Source organism: Actinomycetota bacterium, assembly GCA_016700055.1.
GTDB lineage: Bacteria > Actinomycetota > Acidimicrobiia > Acidimicrobiales > Ilumatobacteraceae > Kalu-18.
In genome coordinates, this window is sequence record CP064997.1 from 2,023,408 (window position 1) to 2,046,751 (window position 23,344).

The window sequence follows — 23,344 nt, forward strand, 5'->3', positions numbered from 1 at the left end:
TGTCGCGCTCACCCCTTGAACTCGCCGACATATAGCGTGACGGATCCGACCGAGAACTGGGGGGAGTCGGTGACGGAGGCGTTCCTATGGGGTTTGCTCGGGGCGTCGTCGCTGGTGCTCGGGGGGCTCGTGGTGCGCTGGCACTCGCCGAGCGACCGGATCCTCGGGCTGGTGATGGGCTTCGGCTCCGGGGTGCTGCTGTCGGCGGTGTCGTTTGAGCTGATCGAGGAGGCGCTTTCGACGGCTGACGGCCTGGGAGGGGTGCCGATCGGGTTCTTCGCCGGCGCGATCCTCTTCACGATTGCCGACGCCCTGCTGCAGCGCCGGTCGAAGCAGAGCGGTGACGGTGCGACAGCAGAGGAGTCTGCCGACGGCATCAGCATCGCCCTCGGCACCGTCCTCGACGGAGTACCGGAGTCGGCCGTGCTCGGTCTCTCCCTGCTGACGAGCGGCCAGATCGGCGCTTCGATGCTCGTCGCGGTGTTCCTGTCGAACCTGCCGGAGGCCGTCGCCGCGTCGTCGAACCTGACCAGCTCCGGTTGGGGTGCCGCCCGCATCCTGCGGCTCTGGGTCGGCATCGCCGTCGTGTGCGCGGTCAGCTCCGCGCTCGGCTTCAGGCTCCTCGACGGGGCATCGCCCGCGGCGATCGCCTTCACGCTCGCGTTCGCGGCGGGCTCCGTGCTGGCCATGCTCACCACCTCGATGATCCCCGAGGCCTACGAGAAGGCCGGCCCCACCGTCGGCCTCGCCACTACGTGCGGGTTCGCCCTCTCGCTCGCGATCGACGTGTTGGGCAGCTGAACAACGGGCGATGTCGAGCGATTCCTACGGCTAAGCGCTAGGCGGTGAACCTTTTCGAGCAGCACTCGCGACAGTGAGTCACGATGATGCCGATGCGCTCTGACGCAGATCTGCTGATGGCAGTTGCCGACGGCGACCGCGGCGCACTCGCCGAGCTCCATGCCCGGCATGCACCTTGGCTGCGATCGCGCCTGGCGCGTCGCTGCGCCAATCCCGACATCGTCGCCGATGCCGTGCAGGACTCGTTCGTAGCCATCTGGCGGTCGGCGGGGACCTGGGATGGCCGGGGCGAGCCCGCGGCGTGGATGTGGGGGATCGCGATCCGACGGCTGATCGGCGTGCTTCGCAAGCGGGGGAATTGGGCACCGGTACGGCTGTCTCACCCCGAGGACGACATCACGGTGGCGGCCGAGGAACGCGTGCTCGAAGGTGTGGAGCACGGCGATCTCGCGGCGGCGCTGGCAGCTCTGTCGCCCGAGCTGCGTGCGGTCATGGAGGCGACGGTGCTGGACGGGCTGACCACGCGGGAGGCGGCTCGGCTCCTCGGCATACCACCGGGCACGGTCAAGACGCGAGCCATGAGGGCCCGCGCCGAGCTACGAGGAGCACTCGCATGAGCTGGCATGCGTCCACCGACCTGCTTACGAGATATGCGCGCAGGCCAGAGGATCTCGACTCGACGACGGCATCGTCTGTTGAGGCGCACCTCATGACCTGTGCGACGTGTCGCCAAGGGGTTGCGGCTTCCGCGGACCCCGCGGTGGTCGCGGCATCCTGGTCGGCCATCGCAGATGTGATCGACCGGCCTCGCGAGGGGTTGCTCCACCGAGTCCTCTGCCGGCTCGGGCTGTCGGCGTGGACGGTGCGTCTGGTGGCTGCGACGTGCGAGCTGCGCCTCGGCTGGGCGGCGGCGGTGTTCGGTTCTGTGGCGCTAGGGGTGGGGCTCGCGCGTGCCGGCGACTCGCCGGGGCCGTTCCTGGCAGTGGCGCCGCTCGTACCGCTCATCGCGGTCTGGCTCGCGTTCGCGCCGATCGCCGAACCGGCCGGGGAGGCCGGAGTCGCCGCACCGATGTCTGGAATGGCGCTCGTGGTGCGGCGGGTCTTCGCCGTCGAGGTTCCGGCGCTAGTGGTCGTCGCGGCCGCCGCCGGCTTCGTTCCCGACGCCTCGCGAGCCGGGATGCTCTGGCTGCTGCCTGGCCTCGCGCTCGCTGCAGGCAGCCTTGCGCTCGGCACTTCGGTTCGCATGGTGAGTGCAGTGGGAGGCCTCGCGCTCGCCTGGTGCGCACTCGTCTCGGCCGCGGCGCTGCCGCATCGGCGCAGCGGACTCGGACTTGTCAACTCGGCGTTGTTCGGCCCCGTCGGTCAGCTGGCTGCGTTCGGCGCCCTGTTGCTCGCCGCAGTCGTGTGCTGGCGGCGACGTGACCGGTTCTCGACCTTGGAGGTGACCTGGTGACGACAGCATCCAGGGTGGAGATGCGCGGCATCGTCAAGCGTTTCGGGCGCAGCGCTGCGCTCTCCGGCGCCGACGTGTCGCTCGATCGAGGGATCTGCGGACTGCTCGGCCCGAACGGGGCAGGCAAGACGACATTGCTGCGGATCCTCGCGACGGTGCTGCCGCCCGATGCGGGCACGGTGTCGGCGCTCGGTCTGTCCGCCGAGGATCCCGATGACCGGCTCGCCATCCGCCGTCAGCTGGGCTATCTGCCCCAGGAGCCAGGCTTCCATCAGAACTTCACCGCGTTCGAATTCGTCGACTACGTCGCGATCCTGAAGGAATGGACCGATCGCCGGTCACGCCACGACGAAGTACGCCGGGTGCTCACGCTCCTCGGGCTGGAGTCGGCGATGAACATCACGATCCGCAAGCTCTCGGGTGGGATGCGCCGCCGGGTAGGCATCGCTCAGGCGCTGCTCGGCGACCCTGCGCTGCTGGTGCTCGACGAACCCACCGCCGGGCTCGACCCGGAGCAGCGCTTGCGGTTCCGCGAGCTTCTGTCGGCGTTGGCCGAACGCTCGACCGTGCTGTTGTCGACGCATCAGACCGATGACGTCGCCGCGCTGTGCAGCCACGTCGTCGTGCTGCTCGACGGTAAGACCCGATTCGCGGGCACACCCGCCGGGCTCGCCGCACTGGCCGACGGCAGGGTTTGGATGGCTGCGAGTCGCGATCCTGCCGCCGAGCTGGCATGGACCACCGGCGGGGGCGAGGTCCGCCACGTCGGCGAGCCGCCGTCGGGAGCGACCCTCGTCACGCCGACGGTCGAGGATGGCTACCTCACCCTTGCCGGCTCGATGCCCTCGATGGACAAGCGCCGCTGATGGGACGCTCGAAGGCACTCGTCGTCGGTCTGGCGATCGGGATGCTGCCCGTGAGCCTGGCTTCGGGGTTGGGCGGCCTCAGTGTGCTGTTCCTCGCGTTCGTCGGCATCGTCGGCATCGTCGGCTACTGGCTCGTCGCTACGGTGCGCATGCGGACCGCCGGTGCAGAGCTGACATGGACGCCGCCGACCGGATCCTTCGCGTTCGTGGCGGCGGCACCTCACTCTGCGAGCCACGCCAGCGTGGCGGCTGCTCTGGGGCGCGTCGAGTCGCGGCGAGTGCTCGACTCGGTCGCGTTCTGGACGGGCATCGGGTTCGGCGGGATGTCGGTGTGGCTGTTCGGCTGGGAATGGGGCGACGACCAAGGTGGCGACATCGGCAGCTTCGCCGATCTCACCCCGTGGCTCGTCCACCCTCTCATCGGGATGATCCTCGTCTCGGCGCATCGGGCTCGCACGCGAGGCCGACGAGACGGTGTCGCTGAACTGTTCGCGTCGTGTCCGGCGAGTGAACACGAGCGTGATGTCGGACACCTCGCGACGGCCTGGGTAGGCGCGCTGGCCGTCTTCTTGATCGCCGCAGCGAGTCTCGCGGCCTTCGCGTTGCGCGCGGAGGTTGTCTGGGGGCCGTTCGGCGGCCGGCAAGTCGCGCAGATCGTCGGTTGCTCGTTCCTGGCGGTCGGCGCGACCGCGCTCGGCGTGCTGCTTGCCCGATCGGCCCCATGGTCGATCGCCCCGGTGGTGGTGCTCGTGGTGATCGGTCTGGCGCTGGTCCAGATCCCCAAGTGGGGCGACTCCGACGGCGTCGGCTGGGACCAGCTCACGACCGCACCGCCGATACAGGGCTACGAATCGCTCCCCAGCAGGCTCACCGCCATGCACTGGCGAGCGCACCAGGGCTGGATCGTTGCACTCGTCGCCGTCGTGGTCTGCCTCTTGCTGTGGGTCGGTAATCGCCGGCGAGCGCAAGCCGCAGCTCTCGCTTTCGCCGTGGCGGCGGCGGCAGCAGCCGGTTGGGCCGCGACCCGGCCCCTTTCCGACGCCGACGTCGATCGGATCGTGTCGATGATCACCGAACCCGAACGACACCAGGAGTGCACCGATTTCGGTGTACCCGTGTGCACCTTCCACGGCGACGATGCCCTGGCCGAAGCGTTCGGGCCGCACCTCACCGCCGTCTTGGATGCCGTGCCAGCCGGAGCGAGCATCGACGACCTTGTCTTCCGCCAGGGTTCCGACGTGCGGGTCAGCGCGTTTCCCGATCCGATCGCGGCGCGGCTCGCCGGTTGGCGCCCGGCACCGGGCGTCGCCCCGGTCGAGCTCACCACCGACGGCTACGACGCAGCCCGGTTCTGGTTGGCCTTGGCTGCCACCGGCGTTGCCGACGAGACCGCACCGGGCACCGTGGTCGATCTTGGCGGCCAAGCGCGTGGCGTCGTCGTCATCTGGCTCGCCACCCGCGAGGTCCCCGAACAGCGTGCCCTCACCGAGATGGCTTCACTCGCCCCTTCCACAGACCACGGCCAGGAATGGTATGGCTCACGGCCCTGGCCGGACCCCTGCCGCGCGGGCACGACACCCGTGTCGTGGGCTCACAGCGACCTAGAGGCGACACGCCAGCTGATCGCGGCCCCCGAGGAGGAGGTGACGGCCGTCCTTCACGCCCGCTGGAACGAGTGGCTCGACCCGGCTATCCCGACGGATGCGTTGCTGGAGGCCCTCGGAGCGCCGGCCCTCGCGGTGTCTCCTGGCCGTACCCCGGTGACGCAATGCTGATCCGCCCCCGACTCGACTCGTTGGTGGTGCGCTCGTTGCCCTGGCCCGAGGTCGCGGTCGTGCTCGCGCTCGCGACCGCACCGACGCTGTTGGTCGCCGTTCGCCACGGACGTTCGCCCGACGACGCCCTCCTCTTCTGGATGGTCGTCGCCGGAGCGGTGTTCGGCTTTGCATTCGACGAACCGGCGCGGGCGGTGCTCGATGCGGTTGCGACGCCGCTTGCCCGTCGGACCATTGCGCGGCTTGCCGTGCTCGCCGTCGCCATCGGGGTGTCCGGCCTCGCCGTCGTCCTGGTCGTGCGCATCGACGGCGGCTCGCTCACTCCCGCGCGAGCACAAGCACCCGCACTGCTGGCCGTGATCGCGCTGAGCTGCGCTGCCGCGTCCGTCGGCCGACGACGAGGTGCAGATCGGGTGTCGCTCGGCGAGGCGGCAGTCGGCCCGATGGCCGTCCTCGTGGCGAGCGGGCTCGCCCAGCGCTACCCCTGGCTCCCGACGATCATCGACGACAGGCTCGCTCATCGCTGGTTGATACCGGCCCTGGCGGCCTTCGCGCTCGCCGCCTGGAACACCCGCGACCCGTACTCCCCCCCCTCGCGTTCTCGGTCGGATTTGTGACACATAGCGCGACTCATCCGACCGAGAACGCGTAGGGGCGCTACATCGTCTCCGCGAAGGTGGCCGTGCCTTCGCCGCGCAGGACGTTCTTCAGCAGCTTGCCGCTCGCGTTGCGGGGCAGCTTGTCGCCGCTCACCTCGACGTACGCCGGAACCTTGAACGCGGCCAGTCCGGCGGCCACCCACTCGCGGATCTCGGCCTCGCTCATCGTCTCGCCGGGTTCGAGCTGCACGACGGCCTTGACCTCTTCACCGAGCTCGGGGTGCGGCACGCCGATCACCGCCGCATCGGCGACCTTCGGATGGTCGACGAGGCGCTGCTCGATCTCCACGCAGTAGATGTTCTCGCCGCCGCGGATGATCATGTCCTTCTTGCGGTCGGTGATGTACAAGAACCCGTCCTCGTCGACGTTGCCGAGGTCGCCGGTACGCAGCCAGCCTTCTGCGTCGATCGCCTCGGCGGTGGCCTCGGGCTTGTTCCAGTACCCGGCCATCAGGATCGGACCGGAGATGCAGACCTCACCGGTGCTGCCCACCGGCACCTCGATGCCGTCGGCGTCGACGATCTTCAACTTCACCGTCGGCACGGGGGGACCGACCGAGGTCGACCGCTCGACGGCATCCTGGCCGGAGATGACCGTCGCCACGGACGACGTCTCGGTCAGCCCGTACGCATTGGAGGTCGAGGCGACGTTGGGGAACGTCTCGCGGATCATGCGCTGCAGCTCCCCGGCCGACGGCGACCCCCCGAAGCCGACGCTCTTCACGGTGCTGGTGTCGTAGTCGTGGCGCCCCGGGTGTTCGCAGACGCGCCACACCATGGTGGGCACTGTGGCCCACACCGTCACCCGGTGCTGCTCGATGAGCGCCAGCGCGATCTCGGGCGTGAACCGACCTTCGGGCATGACCAGCTTGAGGCCGGCGAGGAGGCCGACGACGAGCGTCGAATGGCAGCCCGAGACGTGGAACAGCGGCGACGTGAACAGCGCCACGTTCTGGCCGTCACCGGCGTCGGGAAGCGCGCCACCGCCGCTCGACATCGCTCCCGCGACCGCGTTGTAGAGCGTGTTCTGGAGGTTGGCGATCATGCTGCGATGGGTCGAGATGGCACCCTTCGACCGGCCGGTGGTACCCGACGTGTAGAAGATGACGGCCGGGTCGTCCTCGGCGATCTCCTCCTCCACGAAGGCGTCCGTCGGCGACCCGACGAGCTCGTCGAAGGTGTGCATGCGGGGGTCGTCGGCGAGGTCGAAGTCCGACGGTGTGCAGCCGACGAGGAAGACGTGCTGCAGGGACGGCGCCTCGTCGAGCGAGCCGGCGATGCGCTCGAATCGCTTCCGGTCCGCGACGAGCACCTTCGCGCCGGAATCCTGCAGTCCGTACTCGATCTCGTCGGTGGTCCACCACCCGTTCAGGCCGACGAGGATCGCGCCCTGCTGGACCGTCGCCCAGAACGTGAGGCACCACTCCGGGTTGTTCTGCGACAGCACCGCCACCCGGTCGCCCTTGCCGAGACCGAAGCGGTCACGCAGGGCATGGGCGACGCCGTTGGCACTGCGGACGAACGTGGCGAACCCGTAGGTGCGATCGCCGTAGACGATGAACTCCTTCGCGTCGCCGTGCATCATCGCCGTCTCGGCCACCGACCGCAGCGAAGGCATGCGGTTGGCGTACACCTCCATCTGGCGCCCGAGCACTGTGTCGGTGACGACCTCGAACATCCCGCCCGGGCCAGTCAGCAGGCTCCGTACCTCTGCTGCTGTCGGCATCGCTCCCCCTCGTCCGTGCGTTGTCCACGCGTCGATCGTGCCAGCGGGCAAAGCTAACCGCCGGGCGTAGATGCCGGGTCAGCGGAGCGGACTCAGTCGGCGTGCAGGGTCGACATGTGCACCGGTCGCAGCCGCTGGGCGATGCTTGAACCGATCCAGGTGACGACTCCGGCGAGAAGCGGCACACCGAGCACGAGCAGCCCCAAGGTGAGCCACGACACGTCGATCGGAGTCGGGCCGGGGTTCCCGTCGTCGATGGCCCGCAGCACGGCGACGATCAGCAGCAGTCCCGCCGGGAGGGCGAGCAGCGTGCCGGTCAGCGACATCAGCACGGCCTTCTCGGCCGCGACGCGTCGCAAGGTGCTCGGCTTGGCGCCGACTGCGGTCAGCACGTCGCGCTCGTCGCGGCTCTCGGCAGCGGACAAGGCGAGGCCGACGGCGACGACGAAGAGCGTGAGCAGCAGCGCGGCGGCGGCGATCGAAAGCTGGATGAGATCGGTGCGGACGTCGTTGCCCGGGTAGGGGGGCGCGACGATCTGCACCGGTTCGGCGGTGTCGGTACCGGTTTCGGGGACGTCGAACACGAGCGGACCGAACTCGGCCGGGTTGAGCTCTCGCTGCAGGTCCATCAGTCGGCGGAGCTGATCTCCGTTCAAATCCTCGGCGGCGCGCACGACGACGGCATCGTCGACGACGGCCAGGCCGAGCTCGCGAGCTGCTTTCTCGGTGACGAGCGTGCCCCATACCCCGCCCTGCGACTCGAACGCTTCGGTGGTCGCGGCGACGCGGAAGGTCCGCTCGCCCGAGCCCTCGATGTCGATCACCTGCTCGAACGACTCCTCGACCTCTCCGCCGGACACATCGAAGAGAGTCATCGCGCCGATCTCGTCGAGACGTGCCCGATCCCGCTCGGAGAGGCCGATCATCTCGAGCACGACCGGGTCCGCGATCACCATCGAACCGGTGGCATCCATCGGGAGCCCCTCGGCCGATATGCCGTAGCGGTCCTCCGGGAAGGGTGCCGGGTCCCACACCGCGGCGCGCCGCACGGTGGAGGTTCCACCGGTGATCGACATCACCTGGTCGACCAGCTCGTCGGTGATGGTGATCGGCGTGTAGAGCGGTGGGTCGACGATCCCGTTCTCGAAGCCGTATTCGGGCCAGATCGCGGAGGTGACGATGACGGCGTCAAGGGGCACATTGAGGATCTCGTCCGGATCGTGATGCTCGATCTGCGACGTGGCGAGCGCGGTGGAGCCGGCGATGGCAAACGCCGCGGTGGCGGCGATCGCGGTGACCACGCCGGCGCTGCGGGTGCGGGTGCGGGCCAGGCTGCGCGCCGCAAGCCGCCACGATCCTGCCGCTCGTGCGCCCACCCGGCCGGCAGTGTCGACCGCGAGCGGTGTGATGCAGCACATGCCGAACAGCGCACCGAGACCGCCGATCACCGCCACCGCCGCGTGCAGGTTGGCGTTCGAGCCGTCACCACCGGTCGATGCAGCAGCAGCGAAGGCCATCAGCGCGGTTCCCCCCGCGAAGAGGGCGAGCCCGATCGGCACGAGACGCCGGGGCACGACGCCGAGTGGCCGGCGGCCGGCCAGGGCGGCGAGCACCGGCACGCGTACGGTGCTGCGGGCGGGAACGAGCGCGGCGACCGTGGCCGCGGCCACACCGGTGACGACGACGATCGCCAGGTCACCGGCGGCGATCTCGTAGCTGCCGAGCCGCCGGGAGACGACGAACTCGGCGAGGTCGTGCGACAGCACCAGGGCGACCAGCGCGACGCCCGCACCGGCGATCGATCCGATGAGCCCGCTCCACGACCCCTGCAGCGCGAGGGTGCGGCGCAGCAGGCGGCGGTCCGCGCCGTTGGCCGACAGCTGACCGAGGGTCACCAGCTGGCGGCTGGCGCTGGTGGCGAATGCGGAGGCGATGACGATGCTGACCACGCACAGCGCGAGCGCACCCGCCACCCATCCCCACGCCATCGCCGCGGTGGAGGGTTCGCCGGTGTCGGAGTCGACGAACCCGGGTAGGACGTCGCGGGCGAACGCGTTGCCGAACGCCCCCAGCTCGCCCAGTGCCGCGGTCTCCTCGGGGGACGTCCCGGCCGGGAGGTCGATGAAGATCTGTTCGCCGCGGTGCCCCGCGGCGACGCGGTCCCAGTCGAACTCCCCGAAGATGAACAACTGCTCGCGGAACGAGTCGCTGTGACGCACGATTCCCGTGACGGTCCAGTCGCCCGCGGGGGAGTCGAGGGTCAAGACGTCGCCTACGCCGACGTCGAAGTGGTCGGCGGTGCTTCGGTCGAGCGCGATCTCGTCGGCTGCGGTAGGGGCTCGGCCGTCTCGCACCTCGACGACCCCGCGCACCAGCGGAGCGTCGAGATCGAAGTCGAGGAACTGGATGAAGGAGGTCTGGCCGCCGCCGCTCGCCAAGGCGTACGTCCTGCCGTATCGCTCGAACGTCGACCCGGCGGGCAGCCGCGCTGCCCACTCCTCGTCGGTCAGGCCGGTGCCGGTAGTGGCCCGGCCGTCGGAGTCCCACATCTCCAGGCGCACATCTGCCTGGCCGCCCGTGCGCTGGAACTTCTCCGCCCACGTGTCCGCCTGCGTTCGTACGAGCACGCTGCCGAACACCATCGCCATCACCGGTCCGGCGACCAGCAAGGTGACGAGCGCGGTGCGTCCGGGACGGCGGCGCACCTCACGGCGCGCGAGCCGAGCGGCGAGACGCCAGCGGGGGGCCGATGGCACGGCAGGTCGGGCGGGTTCCACCGGGCGGACGCCGGCCGCGGGAGGGTCCTCGAGCAGCGTCATCGCGAAACCCCAGCCGCGGCAGTCGCCGGCTCGGGGGTGTGAGGGCGCGTCTCGTCGACGATGCGGCCGTCGCGGAGGAACACCACGCGGTCCGCCCACGACGCGAAGCGCGGCTCGTGCGTGACGAGGACCACCGCCGTGCCATGGTCCGCGGGCAGGGCGGCGAGCAGCTCGATCACCTGGTCGCTGTTGAGGGTGTCGAGCGAGCCTGTCGGCTCGTCGGCCAAGAGCACCCGCCGCGTTCCGACGACCGCACGGGCGATGGCGATGCGCTGCTGTTGGCCTCCGCTGAAGTCGTCGGGGTAGCGGTCGAGGTGATGCGACAACCCGACCATGTTCAGCGTGTCGAGCGCGGCCCGGCGAGCGGCGCCGGTACCGATGCCGTCCAGCTCGAGCGGCAGCATCACGTTCTCCACCGCAGTCAGGGACGGCATCAGGTTGAGCCGCTGGAACACGTATCCCACATCGCGGCGGCGGACCTCGGCCTGCTCGGCAAGCGACATCGTGGCCAGGTCGCGGCCACCGACCAGCACCCGCCCCGCAGTGGGCCTCTCGAGCGCGCCCGCCAAGTGCAACAAGGTGCTCTTCCCGCACCCGCTCGGGCCCATCACCGCGACGATCTCGCCCGGCTGCACCTGCAGCGAGATGCCGTCCACGGCGGTAACCGCGGTGGAGCCCGAGCCGAAGGTCTTCGCGACGTCGACGAACTCGAGGACCGGGTCGCTGTAGGAGGTTGCTGTCGTCATCGGGTATCTCCAGTCGTCGGATCGTCGGCGTTCAACAGCCGCGCCTCGCACAGGTCGAGCCAGCGCAGGTCGGCCTCGGCGCGCACCACGAGGGCGTCGGTGACGAGCGCGGCGGCGAGCGCACCGGCACCGTCCTTGGGGCTTCGCGCCGGCCGGGCGCGTCGGCGCTGCTGGAGCAGCGCGAGCAGCGCGGTGCGGTGGCGGGTGATCACCCCGAGCGCATGCGCCGGGCCGTGCTCGATGGCCATCAGCACCTTGAGCATCAGCTCGTCGCGGGGCGGGGGATCGTCGAGCGGGACCGCTTCCCACCAGTCCCCGAGGGCCTGGGCCCCGTCGGCGGTGATGCTGTAGGTCTTCTGCCCCTGTGAATCCTGAACGAGCACCAACCCGTCGCGCTCCAGCCGGTCGAGGGTGGTGTACACCTGGCCCACGTTGAGCGGCCACACACCACCGGTCACCACCTCGAACTCGGTCTTCAGCTGGTAGCCGTGGCGCGGGCCCTCGTGGAGGAGTGCAAGGAGACCTTCCCGAACCGCCATGTTCCTCAGTATGCATACTCCGTATGCATGTGTCAAGCTCTTGCGCAGCAGCCGTTCTCGGTCGGATGAGTCGCGCTATGTGTCGGCGAGTTCAAGGGGTGAGCGCGACAGCTCCTGATTGAGGAGGTGTCGCATGGCTCAGATTGGCCGGCCGAGGTTGCGGTTGTCGGTGGTGTTCCCAGGGTTGAGGGCTCTGGCTCGGGGTGCGACCTGGGTTGAAGCTGCTGCGATCGCCGGTGTCGCCAAGAGCACGTTGGAGCTGGCGCTGCCGAGGAAGCTGTGACGGTGTTACGTGATCGCAAGCTCCGCGACGATGCCTTGACGTTGGAGGAACGTGAGGAGATCCGGGTCGGGATCGAACGCAACGAGACCAACAGCGATCGCTATCCGGTTGGGTCGTCATCGGGGAACGATCGGTCGGGAGATCGCTCGTTGTGGCGGTCGCCATCACTATCGGGCGTTCGTCGCCCAGGAGCATGCCGATCAGGCCGCATTACGTCCGAAGCCATCATGGACCGAGCAACGACCGTGGCTGTGGCTCGAGGTGCAGGCCTTGATTCGTGAACGTACCTGGTCACCCGAGCAGATCGCTGAACGTCTCCGCAGAGATCATCCTGATCAGTCACAGTGGTGGGTGTCGCACGAGTCGATCTATCAGGCGGTGTTCATCCAGGCCAAAGGCGAGCTGCGCAAAGAGCTCGCCGCCTGCTTGCGGTCCGGGCGGGCGGCCCGCCGGCCGCACTCGCGCACGCCGGACACCAGGGGTCGGATCCCGAACATGGTCAACATTTCTGAGCGGCCCGCCGAGATCGAGGACCGGGCGATCCCGGGCATTGGGAAGGCGATCTGGTCATCGGCAAGAACGGCAACAGCGCCGTGGCAACTCTGGTCGAGCGGAGCACACGGATGGGGATGCTGATCAAGCTCGACGCTCGCACCGCTGCCCATGTCAACGAGCGGATCGAAGCCAACATCGCCCGCCTTCCAACCCAGCTGGTCCGCTCGCTGACCTGGGACCAAGGAACCGAGATGTCCAGTCACCAAGCATTCAGTGTCGCCACCGGCGTCGACGTGTACTTCTGCGACCCGCACTCGCCATGGCAACGTGGCAGCAATGAGAACTGGAACGGGCTCGTGCGCCAATTCCTACCGAAGAGCACCGACCTGTCCGTGCACACCCAAGACGATCTCGACCACATCGCTGCGCTCCTCAACGGACGCCCCCGCAAGACCCTCGCATGGGATACTCCAGCCGAACGATTCGCCGAGCTTGTCGCGACCACCGCTTGAATTCGCCGTCACAAATCCGACCGAGAACGCGAGGGGGTCGCTCACTTGGGTCGGGCGAGCTGGGTTATCGGAGGTGGCGGCGGAACCAGTCGAGCGCCAGCGCGCTGCTCGCGTCGAAGCCGGACTCGTAGACGGCGAAGTGATCGCCGGGGAGCTCGACGAGCTCGACGTTCGACGCCTGCGCCGCGACAGGTACCGCCGGCCCTGGGGGCGTCAGCCCGTCATCCGCGGCGACGACCAGCAGCAGCGGCACGCGGGCCTCGCCGAGGCGGTCGAGCGGCACGTGAGCCGCGCTCTCGACGAAGGCTGCGATGCGCAGCTCGTTGCGCCAGGCCGGCGCGCGTGTGGCCGCGGTGCGGGTGAACCACTCGTACGCGTCGTCTTCGTACATCACCCCTTCGCCGTCGGCCGTTGCCGACACGGCGGGGAACGTGGCGTCGGCACCACCGGACTCGCCCGCCTCCAAGGCCCCGACGAGCGCGCTCAACGCTCCCGACGGCAGCTCGGGCCCGCCGGGGCCGAGGTGGGGGACCTGCGCGACGGCGCAAGCGATCGGCAGCTCTTCCGCCGCGAGCACGATGACGTGGCCCCCCGAGTAGCTGGACCCCCACAGGCCGATCCGATCCCGGTCGACCAGCTCGTGCCCTGCCAACCACGCGAGCGCGTCGCGGTAGCCCTGCAGCTGAACCCCGGCGGACGGTGACTGGCGGGGCTCACCATCGCTCGCCCCGAAGCCGAAGTGGTCGTAGACGAGCGTGGTGAAGCCGGCGTCTGCGAACACCGCCGCGTAGTCGTCGAGGAACATCTCCTTCACCGCGGACAGGCCGTGGGCCATCACCACCGCCGGTCCGGGAACCGTTGCCCCCGACGGGTAGAGCCACCCGCGGAGCACTGCGCCGAGTGACTCGAAGGAGACGTCCTGGCGGGCGACGGACATCGGCGCAGAGTAATCCCCAGCGTTCTCGGTCGGATCCGTCGCGCTATGTGTCACAAATCCGACCGAGAACGCGAGGGTGGGCGGGTGCTTGGGTTGGAGACGAGGCTGTTGGCGTAGGCGAAGGCGGTCGCCGCCGACCTCGACGTGACACCGATCTTCGTGAAGATGTTCGACAGGTGGCGGGCGACCGTCTTCTCGCTGAGGAACAGCTCGCCGGCGATGGCCTTGTTGGTGTGCCCCGCAGCCACCAGGCGCAGCACCTCGCATTCGCGCGCGGTGAGCCCGGCAGGCAGCTCCGGTGCGCAGTTCGTGAAGTTGCTCAGACTGCGCAGATCGGTGTTTGCCCCGAGCTGGGTGAACAGCGCCGAGGCGGCCTCGAACGACGACGCCGCGCCGTCGAGATCGCCGTCCTCCCTGAGCGCGACACCATGGAGCATCCGTGCGGTCGCCAGCTCGTGAGGCTCGCCGAGCTCTTGCCAGCGAGCGGCCGCTTGGCGAAGGGTCGCACAAGCGCCACGGTCTCCTGACGCCAGCTGTACGCGCCCGCGGGCGGAGAGAGCTGCGGCGGCCAGCGCCGGGCTGGCGAAGTCGGCCGCTATCGACTCCAGTTCCTGCGCGGCTGCCTCGGCTCGTTCGAGGTCGTCCGCGGCGATCGCGATCTGCACCTGCGCCGGTAGCAGCCGCGCCCGGCTCAGGCGGCTCCACGTGTGCTCGTCGAGGGCGCGGTTGATGATGGCGATCGCAGCGTCGGTGTTCCCCTGCGCCAACCGCAGCACCGCGAGCCCCGGCTGAGGCTGACCGCTCAGCTTCTCGGCGCGGCGGAAGGCGTCCTCGGCACCATCGAGGTCACCGATGCGCCGGCGGATCTCGCCGATCTCGGCGTAGCCGGCGGCGGCGCTGGCCACGTTCAGGGTGGCGAGCTCGGCGCATGCCCGCACCGCCTGCTTCTCGGCTTCGTCCCATTCCCCACGCATACGCAGGGACGACGCGAGGTGCACTCGGCAGAGCCCTGGGAACACGGCCAGCGGATGCCGCTCCGCCCAGCGCGTCGTCGCCTCGCTCCACTCCGCCGCCCGCCGCAGATCGCCTAGCGCCTCGCAGGCGCTGATCAGGCTGCAGTACACCTTGCCGGCCGAGTAGGGCCGCAGCCTTCCCTCGACCGCGAACAGCATCGCTTCGTCGAGCGCCGCCAGACCCTGCGCCCATTCACCCTTGTCGATGAGGACTCGCCCGAGGGTCTGCAACGCCTCGGCTTCGAGGTCCGGATCACGGAGTCGGCGCCCGATGAGCACCACCTCTCGCGCCGCTTCCTCGCTGCTGGCGAGATCGCCTCCGCCATGGGCCATCTCGGCCTCGCGTAACCTCAGCGCGCCGTATTCCAGGGAGTCGCGGTCCTCCTGGAGCGCGTGTCGGGCGCGCCGCAGCCAGGCGCCGGCGATCGCCGGACGGGCCTTGAAGCAGTTGTGCTCGTAGAGCCAGACAGCACACTGTCCCGCCCGGCGGTGCTCACCGAGCTCGTCGTAAAGGGCGTAGGCGCGCTCGCGATCGTCGATGCACTCGTCGAGGCGGCCCAGCCACCAAGCCGCGTCGGCGAGGAGGTCGAGGCGCTCGGCCTCTCGTGCTCGGTCGGTCTCGAACTCGCCGACCGTCGTGGCGGCGTCATAGGCGCTCTGCCAGTCGCCACGCGACCACGCCTCGCGGGCGACAGCGAAGCGGTCGCTCTGGCTCAGGGCTTGCCCCTCGCGCGGCGCAGCACGACGTCGGATCGTAGCCGGGACACGTGAGGCGCCGTTCGGGGCGGGCTACGTCGTCAACTGGCTGGCAAGGTGCTCGAGCACCGGACGGATCCCCTCGGCAGGGCTGAACTCGACGAAGCGCACGCCGTGCTCCGTCCAGCCCGTATGGCCGCCCGGCCAGTAGTACATCTCCCCTGCGCTCGTGGTCTCTTCCGTGCCGTCGGCGTACCGCACGGTGATGGCACCGTCGGTCACGACCCCCCAATGCGGGCACTGGCACAGGTCTCCGGGCAGTCCCTTGAAGAGCGGCGTGAAGTCGACGCCGGGGGGTAGGTCGATGTGGCGGACCATGACGTCGTCCCATGTCTCGCCGCGGGTCTCGATGTCGCCGAGCTGCATCTCGATCGGGATCTGGTCGAACGTTCCGTGCATGTCGGATCTCCTCTGCTCACCGGCTAGCGGTGCCGGACCGCGTCATCATCGGTGGGCGGCAGGCAAGGCCGCATCGGCCGAACAGCGCAGCTTTGCGCCGCCGCCCGACGTGCGGCGTGGGTCGTTTCGCCCATCGTCGATGCGCTGGCGGTGCACGGTTCGCCCGATGCGGGCGATATCGCCCGTCGGGCATCATCGAGTGGTGGGTACCACCAACCCTGCGGGTGACCGCTGGATGGGCGAGGTACAACACCTCCTCATCCACGGACGCGACCGGGAGGCCGCCGACTTGGCGGCTCGACTGCTGCGCAACCCTCCGGCAGACATCAGCTCACACTCAGCACCTCGAGAAGGAGACGACACGATGGGACCGCTCGATCAGCTCGACCACCTCGAACCCCTGCTCGGCCGAGTGGCCTCGGGGATCGCCCCCGACGCTCTTCAGGCCCCGACGCCGTGCGCGAACTTCGACGTCCGCGGCGTGCTCGGCCACATGATCGGCGGCGCCACCATGTTCGCCGCTGCCTTTCGCGGCGAGACCCCGCCGGCGACCTTGCCGGAGTTGGCCGACGGCGCCGCGGTGGTGGCCCAGGCCGGTACCGCCCTTGCTCAGCTGATGAACGCGATCCGCTCGCCGGGAGCTCTCGAGCGCCGCGTGCAGGCTCCGTTCGGCGAGGTTCCCGGCGACGTGTTCGCGCGGTTCGTCGTGCTCGACGGACTGGTCCACGGCTGGGACATCGCCGTCGCCACCGAGCAGGAGTACGAACCGCCCGACGAGCTCGTGGCCGAGGTCGACGCCTTCGCCCGTCAGGCGATCACCCCCGAAATGCGCGACGGCGACACGTTCGCAGCCGCCGTCGAGGCTCCCCCAGGCGCTTCGCCGATCGAGCGCCTGGCCGCCTTCACCGGCCGCACCGTGTAACCCCGAGCGCGCTCCACCCCCCTTTCTCGGTCGGATCCGTCGCGCTATGTGTCACGGATCCGACCGAGAACGCGAGGATGAGACGCGGTGATCTGGATCGTCGTCTTGCTGTGCGTCGTCGGTGGCGCGCTGTTCGTCTCGGGCAACGCCCTTGGTCACGCCGCGTTCGCCGTCGCCGCGGCCCCGCTCCTCGCCGCCACCGTATGGCTCCTGGCGCAGCTCGAAGACGTCGTCGACGGCGGGGTGCGCACCGAGCATCTCGACTGGGTGCCGAGCCTCGGCCTTGGCATCGACCTGCGCCTCGACGGCTTCGCCCTCTTGATGGCGCTCCTGGTGACGGGGATCGGCGTGGCGGTCTGCGCCTACTCGGTGGCCTATTTCGAGGGGCGGCGCGAAGGCCTCGGACGGAGCAGCGGCCTGATCCTGCTGTTCGCGGCGGCGATGCTCGTGATCGTCTTCGCGGACAACCTGGTGCTCCTGTTCGTCGGCTGGGAGCTGACGACGGTGACGTCGTACCTGCTGATCGGCAACGACCACACCAAGCTCCACGCCCGCGCCGCGGCGTTGCACGCGCTGCTCGTCACGTCGTTCGGCGGGCTCGTGATGCTGGCTGGGTTCGTGCTGCTCGGCCAGGCCGCCGGCACGTACCGACTGAGCGCGATCCTGGCTGCGCCGCCGTCGGGCACGACGGTAGAGGTCGCGATCGCGCTCGTCCTCGTCGGCGCGTTCACCAAGTCTGCGCAGTACCCGTTCCACTCCTGGCTGCCCGGCGCGATGGCGGCACCCACCCCGATCAGCGCCTACCTCCACTCGGCGACGATGGTGAAGGCCGGGGTGTACCTCATCGCCCGGTTCGCGCCGGCGTTCCACACCGTCGAGCTGTGGCGCCCGGTCGTGTTGGGAGTGGGGCTGTTCACGATGATCGCCGGCGGTCTGCGTGCGCTGCGCCAGCACGACCTGAAGCTGCTGTTGGCGTTCGGGACGGTCAGCCAACTCGGGTTCTTGGTGGTGTTGTTCGGCGCCGGGACGCCGAAGGCGACGGTGGCGGGCTGCGTGATGCTGATCGCCCACGCGTTCTTCAAGGCGGCGCTGTTCATGTCGGTCGGCACTCTCGACAGACGCACCGGGACGCGTGATCTGCGCGCGATCCCACGACTCGGGGTGGCCTGGCGTCCGTTCATGGTGCTCACCGCCGCGTCCGCGGCGTCGATGGTGGGCCTGCCGGCCTTGCTCGGCCTGGTCGGCAAGGAAGAGGCCTACGCCGGGTTGGAAGAGGCCACGTTCGCGGGCGCGAAGTGGGCCCTGGCCGGCCTCGTCGTCGGATCCTCATGCACCGTCGCGTACGCGTGCCGATTCGTGTGGGGCGCGTTCGGGCCAGCGGAATCGCGCGTCGAGGCACGCGGCGACTCACCGGCCGACGTCCGGACCCACCCGCAGGCACCGTCGTTCGGATACCTCGCCCCGCTCGCCGCGCTCACCGCCGTGAGCGTGGTGCTCGGCGTGATGCCGGGATCGCTCGACGGCCTCGTCGGCGTCGCGACCGACGGGCTGTACAAGACCGCTGACTCACCCCACCTCGCGGTGTGGCACGGGGTCAACCTGCCGCTCGTGCTCTCAATGGTCGCCGTCGCGGCGGGTGCGCTGATGTTCGTCGGGCGGCGGTGGGTTGCACCCGTGCTTGCTCGAGGGGCCGCGGTGCCGAGCGGCACCGCCGTCTACCTGTGGCTGCTGCGCGGCACGAACACGCTCGCCGGGCGGGTGACCGCAGTGGTGCAGAGCGGTTCGTTGCCGATCTACGCCGGGGTGACCCTGCTCACCGCCGCCACCGTCCCCGGGTTGGTGCTGGTGCTGAACACGTCGTGGCCGGGGCTGCCGCAGCTGGCGGAGAGCCCCGGACAGCTCGCGGCCTGCGGCGTGCTGCTCGCCGCGGCTCTCGCCACGGCCACTGTGCGCAGGCGGTTCTCCGCCGCGCTCTTCCTCGGCACGGCCGGATACGCGATGGCCGGCCTGTTCGTCGCCCAAGGCGCACCCGACCTGGCGCTCACGCAGGTCGCGATCGAGACGCTCTCGACGGTGCTCTTCGTGCTCGTGCTCCGTCGGCTGCCGAGTCGGTTCGAGCGCACGTCGACCAGCCGGCGGCGCGTCCTGCGCCTCGTCGTCGCCGGCGTCGTCGGCGTGTCGGTGTTCACGCTCGCCATCGTCTCTCGCAACGCGCGGGAGGCGATCCCGGTATCTGCCGAGATGATCGAGCGCTCCTACCCGGACGGACACGGCAAGAACGTCGTCAACGTGATCCTCGTGGACTTCCGCGGGCTCGACACGATGGGCGAGATCACCGTGCTGGTGGCCGCAGCCATCGGAGCCGTGGCCCTCGCGCGCGCCGGGCGCGGTGCCGGCCGCCGCGCCGGACCGGCGGCGACGACCGTCGAGGAGGCGACGGCATGAAGCGCCTCGTGTTCCTCGATGAGTCGGTGCCGGTCATCTTCCATGCGGTCCTCATCGGCTCGCTGTGGCTGCTCTTCGCGGGGCACAACCAACCGGGTGGGGGCTTCGTCGGGGGTCTCGTCGCCGGAGCCGCCGTCTCCTTGCGCTTCCTTGCCGGTGGCATCGAGGAGGTGCGCTCCCTCAGCCGCTTCGCGCCCTGGACGATCCTCGGGTTCGGACTCGCCGTCAGCATCGCCACCGCTGCTCTTCCGATGGCGTCCGGACGGCCGGTGCTGACCTCGCTCGGCGCAGACCTCGACCTACCCCTTCTGGGCGAGGTCCACCTCTCGACCGCCCTCGCGTTCGACATCGGCGTCTACCTCGTCGTCGTCGGGCTGGTGTTCATGGTGTTCGAAGCCTTCGCCGACGAAGAGGATGCGGGTACCGACGGATGAGTGTCACCCTTGCCGCGACGGCCGCGGCGCTCTTCTCGATCGGCACCTACCTCGTGCTCCAGCGCAAGCTGAGCCGGATCATCATCGGTCTCGCGCTCCTCAGCCACGGTTCGAACACCCTGCTGATGGCGTCGGGCAGAGGAGGCAACGCCCCCCTGATCGGCAACGGCGACATCACCGACTTCAGCGATCCGCTGCCCCAGGCGCTCGCCCTGACCACCGTGGTGATCACGTTCGGCGTTTCGGCGCTGCTGCTCGCGCTTGCGTTCCGTAGCTACGTGCTCACGAAGGACGACGAGGTGGAAGACGACGTCGGCGACCGGCAGGTCGCGCGCGGCGGCCCCCCTGACAAGGAGGTCGACGACGAGGTGGGCGCGGCTGCGGTGCCGCTACCCGACGACATGGACGCGGAGTTGGCCGTCTACGTCGAGACCGTGGAGAACGAGCAGAGCCGATGAGGCACCTGGTCCCGCTCCTCGTCGTCGTGCCGCTCGCCACCGCGGCCTTCTCGGTGCTGTTCGGGCGCTGGCGCGCGGTGCAGCGCGTGCTCGGCCTCGCAGCATTGAGCGCGACCAGCGTGATCTCCGTCGTGCTGGCCGTCGAGGTCGACCGCTCCGGACCGGTGATGCTGCCCGCGGGCGACTGGCCGGCGCCGCTCGGCATCGTGCTCGTCGTCGACCGTCTCTCGTCGATCTTGCTCGTCGTCGCGTCGCTGGTGCTGCTCGCCGTGCTCGTGTACGCGATCGGCCAGCCGGGAGCGGAGCGGAACCACGTCGGCTTCCAGTCGGTCTACTTGATCCTTGCCGCGGGCGTCGCCGGCTCGCTCGTGACCGCCGACCTGTTCAATCTGTTCGTTTCGTTCGAGATGATGCTCACCGCGAGCTACGTGCTGCTGACGCTCGGGGGCCGGCGTGAACAGGTGCGCTCGGGGATGACGTACGTGGTGATCAGCCTGCTCGCCTCGGCGTTGTTCGTCACCGCGCTGGCCCTGCTCTACTCGGCCACCGGCACCGTCAACATGGCCGACCTCCGGGAGCGGATCACCGATATCCCACTCGGGCTGCGCCAGACGTTCGCGGTACTGCTCGTCGTCGTCTTCGGTATCAAGGCGGCGCTGTTCCCGCTGTTCTCGTGGCTACCCGACAGCTACCCGCTCGCACCCTCGCCGGTGACCGCGGTGTTCGCTGGTCTGCTCACCAAGGTCGGCGTGTACGCGCTGATCCGCACCCAGACGCTGCTGTTCCCCGAAGACAGCCGGCCGGGGACGCTACTGCTCGTCGTCGCCGGTCTGACGATGATCGTCGGGATCCTCGGTGCGATCGCGCAGGACGAAGTGAAGCGGATCCTCTCGTTCAACATCGTCAGCCACGTCGGGTTCATGGTGATGGGGCTCGGGTTGTTCTCGATCGCCGGGTTGGCTGCGGCGATCTTCTACGCGGCGCACCACATCGTCGCCATGACCACGCTGTTCCTGGTCGGCGGTCTGATCGAGCACATCGGGGGATCGGGGCGGATCAGCCAGCTGGGCAACATGGCGCGCTCGGCCCCTGTCGTCGCCTTCATGTTCTTCGTCCCGGCGGTCGGGCTGGCCGGCATCCCGCCGCTCTCCGGATTCGTGCCCAAGCTGGGATTGATCGAGGCCGGGTTCGGGCAAGGTCAGTACGTAGTCGTCGCCGCCAGCCTGCTCGCGAGCCTGCTCACCCTGTACTCCGTCACCAAGATCTGGATCGGGGTGTTCTGGAGCCCCGCCTACGCCGCTCCGGAAGGACGCGTCCGGCAGGTGAGCCGGATGGGCGGACCGCTGCTGATGGTTGCGCCGACGATGGTGCTGCTCACCGTCGGTCTCGCCATTGCCGTGTTGGCCGGGCCGCTGTACGAGTTCTGCGAGCGCGCCGCGGCGGACGTGATGAACCCCGCGCAGTACGTCGAGGTGGTGCTCGGCCGATGAACCAGCTCGTGTTCCGCGTCGCCTTCCTCACCGGCGTCTGGGTTCTCCTCTGGGGGAGCCTGACCGTGCCCAACGTGCTCGGCGGGGTCGCCGCCTCGTTGCTGCTCCTCTTCGTCAACCCCGACCGCCGCACGCCCCGGGGCGAGGCCGGGCGCCTGCGCCCGCTCGCGATCGCGCACCTCGGCTTCTTCCTGGTCGGCGAACTGCTGGCCTCCAACGCGCTCGTCCTGCGCGAGATCCTCCGCCCCCGCTCGCGGATCCGCACCGCGATCGTCGACTGCCCGGTCCGTGTGCCCTCGGACCGGGTGATGACGTTCCTCGCCAACGTGCTGTCGCTGACGCCGGGGACGATCCCGGTCGAGCTGCGCCTCGATCCGGCGGTGATCGTGCTCCACGTGCTCGACCTGCGCGATCCGGTGAAGCTGCGCCGCTCGGTGGCCCACCTCGAACGCCTCGCAGTCGAGGCGTTCGGCACCATCGAGGAGCGCAACCTGCTCGTCGCCGCCGGTGTCGTCGCCGAGGGCGCGCCGTGATCGTCGCCACCTTCGTCGTGCTCGCCGTCGCCGGTGCGCTGTTCCTCTACCGGCTGCTGCGCGGGCCGACGCTCGCCGACAGGGTCAACGCGCTCAACGGGTTGCTCGTCGCCGGCTCGGGCGCGATCGCCGCCCACGCCGTCGACTCCGGTCAAGGTGCCTTCCTGCCGATCCTTGTCGTGATCGCGCTGGTCAGCTTCGTCGGCACGGCGATGGTGGCCCGCTTCATCGAGAGTCGGAGCCCGAGCCGGTGATCGGCGAGCTGCTGCTCCTCGTCGGCGCAGTGCTGACACTCGTCGCGGCCATCGGCATGCTCCGTTTCGCCGACGTCTTCACGCGGATGCACGCGCTGGCCAAGGCATCTGCACTGGCGGTGCTCTTGATGCTGCTCGGCGCGGCGTTCTCCATGTCGCACCCGAACGACGTGACGTCGCTCGTGCTCGCCGCTGCGCTGCAGGTGCTCACCGCTCCTCTCGCGTCGAACATGATCAGCTTCACGACGTACCGCACCGACGACGCCGAGGTAGCGGTGAGGTCAAGGGTGGCCAGCGACAAGGCGGAGGGGAAACAGGCAGGCGGATGAGCACGACACAGCGGATCGGCTTCCACTTCGACGTGATGTGCCCGTGGGCCTACGAGGCCTCGGTCTGGATCCGCGAGGTCCGTGGCGCGATCGGCCTGCAGATCGACTGGCGGTTCTTCTCGCTGGAGGAGATCAACCGGAGCGTCGGCAAGTTGCACCCGTGGGAGCGGGAGTGGTCATACGGGTGGGGATTGCTCCGCGTCGCCGCGCTGCTGCGCCGGCGGTCGATGGAGGAGTGCGACCGCTTCTACGCGGTGGCCGGTCGCGCGCTGCACGTAGAGGGCCGCAAGCCGCACCGACCCGAGGTGGCCGCGGAGCTGCTCGCCTCGATCGACCTCGACCCGGCGATCGTCGATGCGGCGATCAAGGACCCGACCACACACGACGACGTCCGCGCCGACCACGAGGCCGTCGTGTCCCACGGGGGCTTCGGCGTGCCGACGCTCGTGTTCGACGACGGCAGCCACCTGTACGGGCCGGTGATGACCCCTGCCCCCACCGGCGACGACGCGCTGGCGCTATGGGAACTGGTGCTGGCCACCCGCCGGTTCCCGCACCTGTACGAGATCAAGCGCCCGAAGACCGACGCGGACGTCGCCCACATCGCCGAGCGGTTCCGCCCCTACCTGAGTGCTCGCGACTGGGAGTCACGCGAACGGCCCGCCCGTTGAGTGGCCGAAGGCCGAACCGATCGGATCCC

General features: G+C 69.6%; 23 protein-coding genes and 1 pseudogene. 17 read left to right on the top strand and 7 right to left on the bottom strand.

Going from position 1 to position 23,344, the window contains the following annotated elements; all coding sequences use genetic code 11:
• Nucleotides 1-36 precede the first annotated feature (36 nt).
• The 6 genes from IPM43_09920 to IPM43_09945 all read left to right on the top strand — a co-directional run bounded on the left by IPM43_09920 (nucleotide 37) and on the right by IPM43_09945 (nucleotide 5,512).
• Nucleotides 37-801 (top strand): ZIP family zinc transporter, encoded by a 765-nt coding sequence (locus IPM43_09920; protein QQS23748.1) that lies wholly within the window; start codon nucleotides 37-39, stop codon nucleotides 799-801.
• A gap of 83 nt (nucleotides 802-884) precedes the next feature.
• Nucleotides 885-1,418: an RNA polymerase sigma factor gene (locus IPM43_09925; protein QQS23749.1), complete on the top strand. Its 534-nt coding sequence runs from the start codon at nucleotides 885-887 to the stop codon at nucleotides 1,416-1,418.
• A 254-nt stretch (nucleotides 1,419-1,672) separates the two neighbouring features.
• The gene (locus IPM43_09930; protein ID QQS23750.1) at nucleotides 1,673-2,254 is read left to right on the top strand and encodes a hypothetical protein; all 582 of its coding nucleotides are present in this window, start codon (nucleotides 1,673-1,675) and stop codon (nucleotides 2,252-2,254) included.
• A gap of 20 nt (nucleotides 2,255-2,274) precedes the next feature.
• A complete protein-coding gene (locus IPM43_09935) occupies nucleotides 2,275-3,120 on the top strand; it encodes an ATP-binding cassette domain-containing protein (GenBank protein ID QQS26420.1) in 846 nt (281 codons plus the stop codon).
• Complete coding sequence (locus IPM43_09940; GenBank protein ID QQS23751.1) at nucleotides 3,120-4,895, top strand: hypothetical protein; 1,776 nt, start codon at nucleotides 3,120-3,122, stop codon at nucleotides 4,893-4,895. Before IPM43_09935 ends, IPM43_09940 begins: the two co-directional genes overlap by 1 nt.
• Complete coding sequence (locus tag IPM43_09945; GenBank protein QQS23752.1) at nucleotides 4,889-5,512, top strand: hypothetical protein; 624 nt, start codon at nucleotides 4,889-4,891, stop codon at nucleotides 5,510-5,512. Before IPM43_09940 ends, IPM43_09945 begins: the two co-directional genes overlap by 7 nt.
• 40 nt (nucleotides 5,513-5,552) lie before the next feature.
• Here IPM43_09945 and IPM43_09950 read toward each other — a convergent pair whose 3' ends face one another.
• The 4 genes from IPM43_09950 to IPM43_09965 all read right to left on the bottom strand — a co-directional run bounded on the left by IPM43_09950 (nucleotide 5,553) and on the right by IPM43_09965 (nucleotide 11,384).
• Nucleotides 5,553-7,280 (bottom strand): acyl--CoA ligase, encoded by a 1,728-nt coding sequence (locus tag IPM43_09950; GenBank protein ID QQS23753.1) that lies wholly within the window; start codon nucleotides 7,278-7,280, stop codon nucleotides 5,553-5,555.
• Nucleotides 7,281-7,372: 92 nt separating this feature from the next.
• Nucleotides 7,373-10,099 carry a hypothetical protein gene (locus IPM43_09955; protein ID QQS23754.1) on the bottom strand — a complete coding sequence of 909 codons (2,727 nt, stop codon included), beginning with the start codon at nucleotides 10,097-10,099 and terminating at the stop codon, nucleotides 7,373-7,375.
• Nucleotides 10,096-10,845 (bottom strand): ABC transporter ATP-binding protein, encoded by a 750-nt coding sequence (locus IPM43_09960; protein QQS23755.1) that lies wholly within the window; start codon nucleotides 10,843-10,845, stop codon nucleotides 10,096-10,098. The genes IPM43_09955 and IPM43_09960 overlap by 4 nt, the downstream gene beginning before the upstream one ends.
• Nucleotides 10,842-11,384: a PadR family transcriptional regulator gene (locus tag IPM43_09965; GenBank protein QQS23756.1), complete on the bottom strand. Its 543-nt coding sequence runs from the start codon at nucleotides 11,382-11,384 to the stop codon at nucleotides 10,842-10,844. Before IPM43_09965 ends, IPM43_09960 begins: the two co-directional genes overlap by 4 nt.
• A gap of 133 nt (nucleotides 11,385-11,517) precedes the next feature.
• On the opposite strand from IPM43_09965, the pseudogene IPM43_09970 reads away from it, so the two are divergent.
• Nucleotides 11,518-12,674, top strand: a pseudogene (locus tag IPM43_09970) (IS30 family transposase).
• A 64-nt stretch (nucleotides 12,675-12,738) separates the two neighbouring features.
• Here the strand turns inward: IPM43_09970 and IPM43_09975 are convergent.
• A complete protein-coding gene (locus IPM43_09975) occupies nucleotides 12,739-13,611 on the bottom strand; it encodes an alpha/beta fold hydrolase (protein QQS23757.1) in 873 nt (290 codons plus the stop codon).
• Nucleotides 13,612-13,661: 50 nt separating this feature from the next.
• Nucleotides 13,662-14,048 carry a helix-turn-helix transcriptional regulator gene (locus IPM43_09980; protein ID QQS26421.1) on the bottom strand — a complete coding sequence of 129 codons (387 nt, stop codon included), beginning with the start codon at nucleotides 14,046-14,048 and terminating at the stop codon, nucleotides 13,662-13,664.
• Between the two features lie 1,065 nt (nucleotides 14,049-15,113).
• On the opposite strand from IPM43_09980, the gene IPM43_09985 reads away from it, so the two are divergent.
• Nucleotides 15,114-15,395, top strand: a complete 282-nt coding sequence (locus IPM43_09985) for a hypothetical protein (protein ID QQS23758.1) — start codon at nucleotides 15,114-15,116, stop codon at nucleotides 15,393-15,395.
• Nucleotides 15,396-15,413: 18 nt separating this feature from the next.
• Here IPM43_09985 and IPM43_09990 read toward each other — a convergent pair whose 3' ends face one another.
• Nucleotides 15,414-15,779, bottom strand: coding sequence for a cupin domain-containing protein (locus IPM43_09990; protein QQS23759.1), 366 nt, complete (start codon nucleotides 15,777-15,779; stop codon nucleotides 15,414-15,416).
• 364 nt (nucleotides 15,780-16,143) lie between these two features.
• On the opposite strand from IPM43_09990, the gene IPM43_09995 reads away from it, so the two are divergent.
• From IPM43_09995 to IPM43_10035, 9 genes are all read left to right on the top strand, one after another.
• Nucleotides 16,144-16,701 carry a TIGR03086 family protein gene (locus tag IPM43_09995; protein QQS23760.1) on the top strand — a complete coding sequence of 186 codons (558 nt, stop codon included), beginning with the start codon at nucleotides 16,144-16,146 and terminating at the stop codon, nucleotides 16,699-16,701.
• Nucleotides 16,702-16,788: 87 nt separating this feature from the next.
• On the top strand, nucleotides 16,789-19,146 hold the full coding sequence (locus IPM43_10000) for a DUF4040 domain-containing protein (GenBank protein ID QQS23761.1): 2,358 nt from the start codon (nucleotides 16,789-16,791) through the stop codon (nucleotides 19,144-19,146).
• Nucleotides 19,143-19,580, top strand: a complete 438-nt coding sequence (locus tag IPM43_10005; protein ID QQS23762.1) for a hypothetical protein — start codon at nucleotides 19,143-19,145, stop codon at nucleotides 19,578-19,580. Before IPM43_10000 ends, IPM43_10005 begins: the two co-directional genes overlap by 4 nt.
• The gene (locus IPM43_10010; protein ID QQS23763.1) at nucleotides 19,577-20,038 is read left to right on the top strand and encodes an NADH-quinone oxidoreductase subunit K; all 462 of its coding nucleotides are present in this window, start codon (nucleotides 19,577-19,579) and stop codon (nucleotides 20,036-20,038) included. The genes IPM43_10005 and IPM43_10010 overlap by 4 nt, the downstream gene beginning before the upstream one ends.
• Nucleotides 20,035-21,528 carry a Na+/H+ antiporter subunit D gene (locus tag IPM43_10015; protein ID QQS23764.1) on the top strand — a complete coding sequence of 498 codons (1,494 nt, stop codon included), beginning with the start codon at nucleotides 20,035-20,037 and terminating at the stop codon, nucleotides 21,526-21,528. The genes IPM43_10010 and IPM43_10015 overlap by 4 nt, the downstream gene beginning before the upstream one ends.
• On the top strand, nucleotides 21,525-22,061 hold the full coding sequence (locus tag IPM43_10020) for a Na+/H+ antiporter subunit E (protein QQS23765.1): 537 nt from the start codon (nucleotides 21,525-21,527) through the stop codon (nucleotides 22,059-22,061). Before IPM43_10015 ends, IPM43_10020 begins: the two co-directional genes overlap by 4 nt.
• Nucleotides 22,058-22,315: a cation:proton antiporter gene (locus IPM43_10025; GenBank protein ID QQS23766.1), complete on the top strand. Its 258-nt coding sequence runs from the start codon at nucleotides 22,058-22,060 to the stop codon at nucleotides 22,313-22,315. Before IPM43_10020 ends, IPM43_10025 begins: the two co-directional genes overlap by 4 nt.
• A complete protein-coding gene (locus IPM43_10030) occupies nucleotides 22,312-22,644 on the top strand; it encodes a monovalent cation/H(+) antiporter subunit G (GenBank protein QQS23767.1) in 333 nt (110 codons plus the stop codon). The genes IPM43_10025 and IPM43_10030 overlap by 4 nt, the downstream gene beginning before the upstream one ends.
• A complete protein-coding gene (locus IPM43_10035; protein ID QQS23768.1) occupies nucleotides 22,641-23,315 on the top strand; it encodes a DsbA family protein in 675 nt (224 codons plus the stop codon). Before IPM43_10030 ends, IPM43_10035 begins: the two co-directional genes overlap by 4 nt.
• Nucleotides 23,316-23,344: the final 29 nt, after the last annotated feature.